Origin of the sequence: Geobacillus sp. WSUCF1 (assembly GCF_000422025.1) — a bacterium.
GTDB classification, from domain to species: domain Bacteria; phylum Bacillota; class Bacilli; order Bacillales; family Anoxybacillaceae; genus Geobacillus; species Geobacillus zalihae.
The window spans coordinates 1-4,203 of sequence record NZ_ATCO01000222.1; the positions used below are offsets into that span (position 1 = coordinate 1).

The 4,203-nt window shown below is 52.0% G+C and carries 6 protein-coding genes; 2 read left to right on the forward strand and 4 right to left on the reverse strand.

Translation table 11 applies throughout. The features are described from left to right. Positions 1-2 precede the first annotated feature (2 nt). Together I656_RS00855 and I656_RS00850 are read right to left on the reverse strand one after the other, a co-directional pair. On the reverse strand, positions 3-227 hold the full coding sequence (locus I656_RS00855; RefSeq protein WP_015374703.1) for a spore coat protein: 225 nt from the start codon (positions 225-227) through the stop codon (positions 3-5). Positions 228-247: 20 nt separating this feature from the next. After that, a complete protein-coding gene (locus I656_RS00850; protein ID WP_015374704.1) occupies positions 248-433 on the reverse strand; it encodes a hypothetical protein in 186 nt (61 codons plus the stop codon). 593 nt (positions 434-1,026) lie between these two features. Here I656_RS00850 and I656_RS18800 point away from each other — a divergent pair. Continuing rightward, the gene (locus I656_RS18800; RefSeq protein ID WP_015374705.1) at positions 1,027-1,167 is read left to right on the forward strand and encodes a hypothetical protein; all 141 of its coding nucleotides are present in this window, start codon (positions 1,027-1,029) and stop codon (positions 1,165-1,167) included. Positions 1,168-1,187: 20 nt separating this feature from the next. Here the strand turns inward: I656_RS18800 and I656_RS00845 are convergent, their stop codons facing one another. Further along, positions 1,188-1,541 carry a hypothetical protein gene (locus I656_RS00845; protein ID WP_033006776.1) on the reverse strand — a complete coding sequence of 118 codons (354 nt, stop codon included), beginning with the start codon at positions 1,539-1,541 and terminating at the stop codon, positions 1,188-1,190. Between the two features lie 46 nt (positions 1,542-1,587). Beyond that, positions 1,588-2,691, reverse strand: coding sequence for a histidine kinase N-terminal domain-containing protein (locus I656_RS00840; protein ID WP_033006779.1), 1,104 nt, complete (start codon positions 2,689-2,691; stop codon positions 1,588-1,590). A 193-nt stretch (positions 2,692-2,884) separates the two neighbouring features. Between I656_RS00840 and cysK the strand changes: the two genes are divergently transcribed. Beyond that, positions 2,885-3,808, forward strand: a complete 924-nt coding sequence (gene cysK / locus I656_RS00835) for a cysteine synthase A (RefSeq protein WP_033006785.1) — start codon at positions 2,885-2,887, stop codon at positions 3,806-3,808. Positions 3,809-4,203 lie beyond the last annotated feature (395 nt).

The window sequence follows — 4,203 nt, forward strand, 5'->3', positions numbered from 1 at the left end:
GCTTACCGTTCGGCGAACACGCACAAGTCGCTTGAAGCCCCCACCTCCAAGCGAAGCGTAGGTGGTGGGTAGTTCACATGTTGCTTCAGCGTATTGCGCACTTCCGGGGTTGTTGCTTCGGCAATGGCCATTGCGCACGCTTTGATCGCACTTTTCGCCCCAATGAGATAGTCGGCGGCGATCATTTGATCATTGAATACGCCGGTCGGCGTCATCGTTGCCTGCATCGTTGTCCCTCCTCCGTTCGTTACGATAATAAGTTTTGCAAGTCGCGGATGTGCTGCTCTGTTTTTTGCATGTCTTGTTGAATGAGCGATTTCAGCTGCGGGTCGCTCGCCATTTGCTGCATGGCGGCACTTTTGGCGAGGCACGTGTTTTTGAACATGAGCAGTTCGTGCAGCTCGAGCGTTTCATGTGTTCCTGTCGCTTTCATCTCTTTCACCACCTTCCGTGACATAGTATGTGCTCGGCCGTCTCACGTATAGATAGGGAATTTTGGAAAAGATGGGCGATGATGTTCGGGCAGCTGGACCGCCCAACAAGAAGTGCTGCCTGCGCGCTCAAGTTTTGTCCAGAGCGGTGCGGACCAAACCGCCTGTCGTTCGCCTACGGCAATTCACCGGTCGACTATAAGGTGCTGAGCCTCATCGGCCTGGCGTGGAGCACTTCGTATTTGCACGATGGTGGCGTGGCGGTTGGGCCGAAGGTGAGTTCGGGCTTTCGAGCACGTTCAAAAAGGCATCGCCCTTGATGCGCGCAACAGTCTGTGGGCGCTCATTGACCGGACGTAGCGCGAGCGCGTCATGGCCACGAATGCCGCGCCGATCCTGCTTTAAAGGCGGTGCATGTGACAGGAGAGGGGCATCGATATTGGATCGACCGGCAAGCCGGGTTTACGAAGGAAGAGCAAAAGGCCGTCTTAGACTATTTGTTGTCGCACACGTCGTGCTGATCGCTTTTGGGGATGTTTTCCTTGCAATGACGTTCCTCGGATTGTCCACACTAACGGACAAGGAGGGACAATCGATGAACGAAACGTGTTTCTATTGCCAATGCGAGTGCGACGACAACGTGCATTACGTCTCGTTCCATGCGAACGATGAAGAACGCGAGGAAGCGCTTTGTCCGGAATGTTACCAAGAATGGCTGCAGGGCATGAAAGGCTAAAAAAAACCGCACCGGTTCGGTTACGGTGCGGTTTTTTCTGCGAGCGGAGGGGTGGTGACGACATCGGACAAGTCGCTCTCTTCGTCATAAGAACGATACACGGCTGCTTTGGTCCGCGGAGCGTGAAGCGACAACGATAAAATGCGCTCGTTCCCGTTGTGGGCGACTTTTGTTTCCATCCTCAGCGCCGCATCCGCCAGTGTCAGCGAGTAAAAGCGGTACGTCAAACCGAGCCAAGTGCGCTCGGACCGGACGGTGTCCGGATGATGGCGGATCAGCTCCGCCAGCTCGGCAAACGAATGGTTTTCCCGCTGAAGCCATTCGCGAATGGCGGCTGCCGTCTGTTCCAGCAAATGTTTCCATGACGGTGTCATCGACATCATCCTTTTTTACATCCAGCATGCCCATTTTCGCCCTTTGTTATGCGGGCAGGCGGATGGAAAACGTCGTCATGTCTTCATCGGATGAACAGCGGATATCTCCGCCATGGTCTTCAATCACTTTTTTGCAAATGTACAACCCGATGCCGGTTCCGAGTTTTTTTGTCGTAAAAAACGGCTCGAAAATCGTTTCCACAATGTCGGCCGGAATGGACGGACCGTTGTTGGCGATTTCGATGATGGTGCTTCCGTCTTGGCAACGGGCGGCGATGTTGATCCGCCGCGGTTTTTCCCTCTCTTTCAACGCTTCGATCGAGTTGAGCAAAATGTTTACCAGCACCTGGCGCAGCTGATCTTTATAGGCAAATATATGTATGGATTCATCGATCGCCACCGAAAGGTCGACATCGCTGTCGACGATCGTGGCGTATAAAAACTCGATAATTTCCTCCAACAGCTGGCAAAGCGAAAACGTTTCCTTTTCGCTTTCAACAATTTCTTTGCGTGAGGCATGCAAAAATTGCGAAATGCGAAATTTCAGCTGCTGCAGCTCATGGTCGATAATATCCAAATATGGCAAATGAGGATGTTCAAATTTTAATAATTGGATAAACCCAATAATGGCCGTAAGCGGATTGCGAAACTCATGGACAAAACTCGATGACATTTGTCCGAGCAGCGTCAGCCGGTCTTGATGCGACCGGGCAATGAGCGCATTTTTCTCATGCAGCTCCTTTTCTTTTAACTCATTGTATTTGGTGACCGCATGAAACAAAAACTGGTCAAACAACTCGTTCATATGGTCAATGAGCGGGGCGAGCTCATCGACGGACAGCGGTGCGGCCAACGCATGGTTGATGATCAGGCGCCGTCCCAAGTTTACGTTGTAAACAAGGGCGCCGATGCCGGCGTTCATCTCCGCCCGTTCTTTGGCGATTTTGTTCGCCAGCCGTTCAACCATCTCGCCGGGCCGCGACTGCAGCAGCGCCTCTTTGACCAAGGTGAACACCGCCAAGCCGTTTTGTTCGACACAGTCGATATATTTGTCATCGTCGGCAATTTTCATTTGCTGCCGCCAATAGGCGAGGAAGTCCGGCAAATGGGTTTCCAAATGGGTGACAAGCTGCTGTGCGGCAGATGCCAACAAAGCCACCTCGCTTTCTGTCGTTTATTTTTATTATAATTGGGAACATCGAACTAGAACAGAGGGAAAATGGCTGCATATCCGAGAAAACTAGTTTCCTTCCGCGAAAAAGGCGGGTGGTTTGAACAAAAACGGAAAAATCATTTATAATGAATGGGACGAACAAATATTTTGCAAAAGGTTGGGGACGATCGTGAAATTGTATGACTCGATTTTAGATTTGATCGGTGGCACGCCGATCGTGAAGCTCAACCGTCTCCCGGATCGGGAGGGAGCGGACGTATATATAAAACTCGAATCGTTCAACCCAGGCGGCAGCGTCAAAGATCGGCCCGCTTGGGAAATGATCCGCCGGGCGGAGGCGGAAGGGAAAATTACACCGGGAAAAAGCACGATCATCGAACCGACGTCCGGCAACACCGGCATCGGCCTGGCCATGGTGTGCGCCGCCAGGGGGTATCGCTGCATCATTACGATGCCCGACAATGCGACGGTCGAACGGGTGAAAATTTTAAAGGCGTACGGAGCCAAAGTCTATTTGACGCCGGCGGAGAAGCGGATGCAAGGGGCGATCGATGAGGCAAACCGGCTTGCTAGCGAAATCCCTGACAGCTTTATTCCGATGCAGTTTGAAAATCCGGCCAATCCGGATGCACACCGGCATACAACAGCGGTGGAAATTTATGAAGCATTTGATGGACGGCTCGATGCGTTCGTGCTCACCGCCGGCACCGGCGGGACGGTGACCGGAACAGGGGAGGAGCTGAAAAAACGCATCCCGAATTTGCGCATTTACGTCGTTGAACCGTACGGTTCGCCTGTGTTGTCGGGCGGCAAGCCGGGGCCGCACAAAATTCCCGGCACGGGTCCGGGGTTTATCCCGAAAATTTTAAATCGCTCGATTTATGATGACATTTTTTTGATCAAAGATGAGGATGCCCAACAGATGGCGCGCGAACTGGCGGCGAAGGAAGGCATTTTGGTCGGCGCTTCGGCCGCTGCCAGTGCCTATTACGCCATCAAAGTGGCGAAACAGCTCCCCAAAGGCGCCCGCGTCCTTTGCATGGCGCCCGATTCCGGCGAGCGGTATTTGTCATCCGATTTATTCGCTGATTAAGCGGACGTCGATCGACGAAAAAAGCGAGGATTTCTTGCCTTTCATTGGGAAGTGAAGCATTCCTCTCTGCAAAACAAAGAGGAATGCTTTTGTTTGATCGTTTGCCGGTGTGGAGAACAAAAAAACCGACCGGTCGTTCTTGATGAAGGATGACAATCGGCTTTCTTTCTTTTTCCTCGGAGCATGCTTTGAGCGCCTCAGCGGGGAGTGCGGTGAATCGTTGCTGTTCTTTTGGTAGATCGAACGAGCGCAGCGTTGCGTCATGGTCGGAATGATAAAAACAGAGACGGATTTCATGAACCATTTCGAATTCCTCCATTTTTAACATCTTTCCGAAAGAAGTCTCCCACTTCGAAACGAAGTGAAAGTGGGAGATGAATTTCAGTAAAACCGTG

What these genes read in the sequence shown, in the direction of transcription:
- I656_RS00855 (WP_015374703.1), bottom strand. Translation starts at nt 227, where the DNA reads ATGCAGGCAACGATGACGCCGACCGGCGTATTCAATGATCAAATGATC.
- I656_RS00850 (WP_015374704.1), bottom strand. Translation starts at nt 433, where the DNA reads ATGAAAGCGACAGGAACACATGAAACGCTCGAGCTGCACGAACTGCTC.
- I656_RS18800 (WP_015374705.1), top strand. Translation starts at nt 1,027, where the DNA reads ATGAACGAAACGTGTTTCTATTGCCAATGCGAGTGCGACGACAACGTG.
- I656_RS00845 (WP_033006776.1), bottom strand. Translation starts at nt 1,541, where the DNA reads ATGACACCGTCATGGAAACATTTGCTGGAACAGACGGCAGCCGCCATT.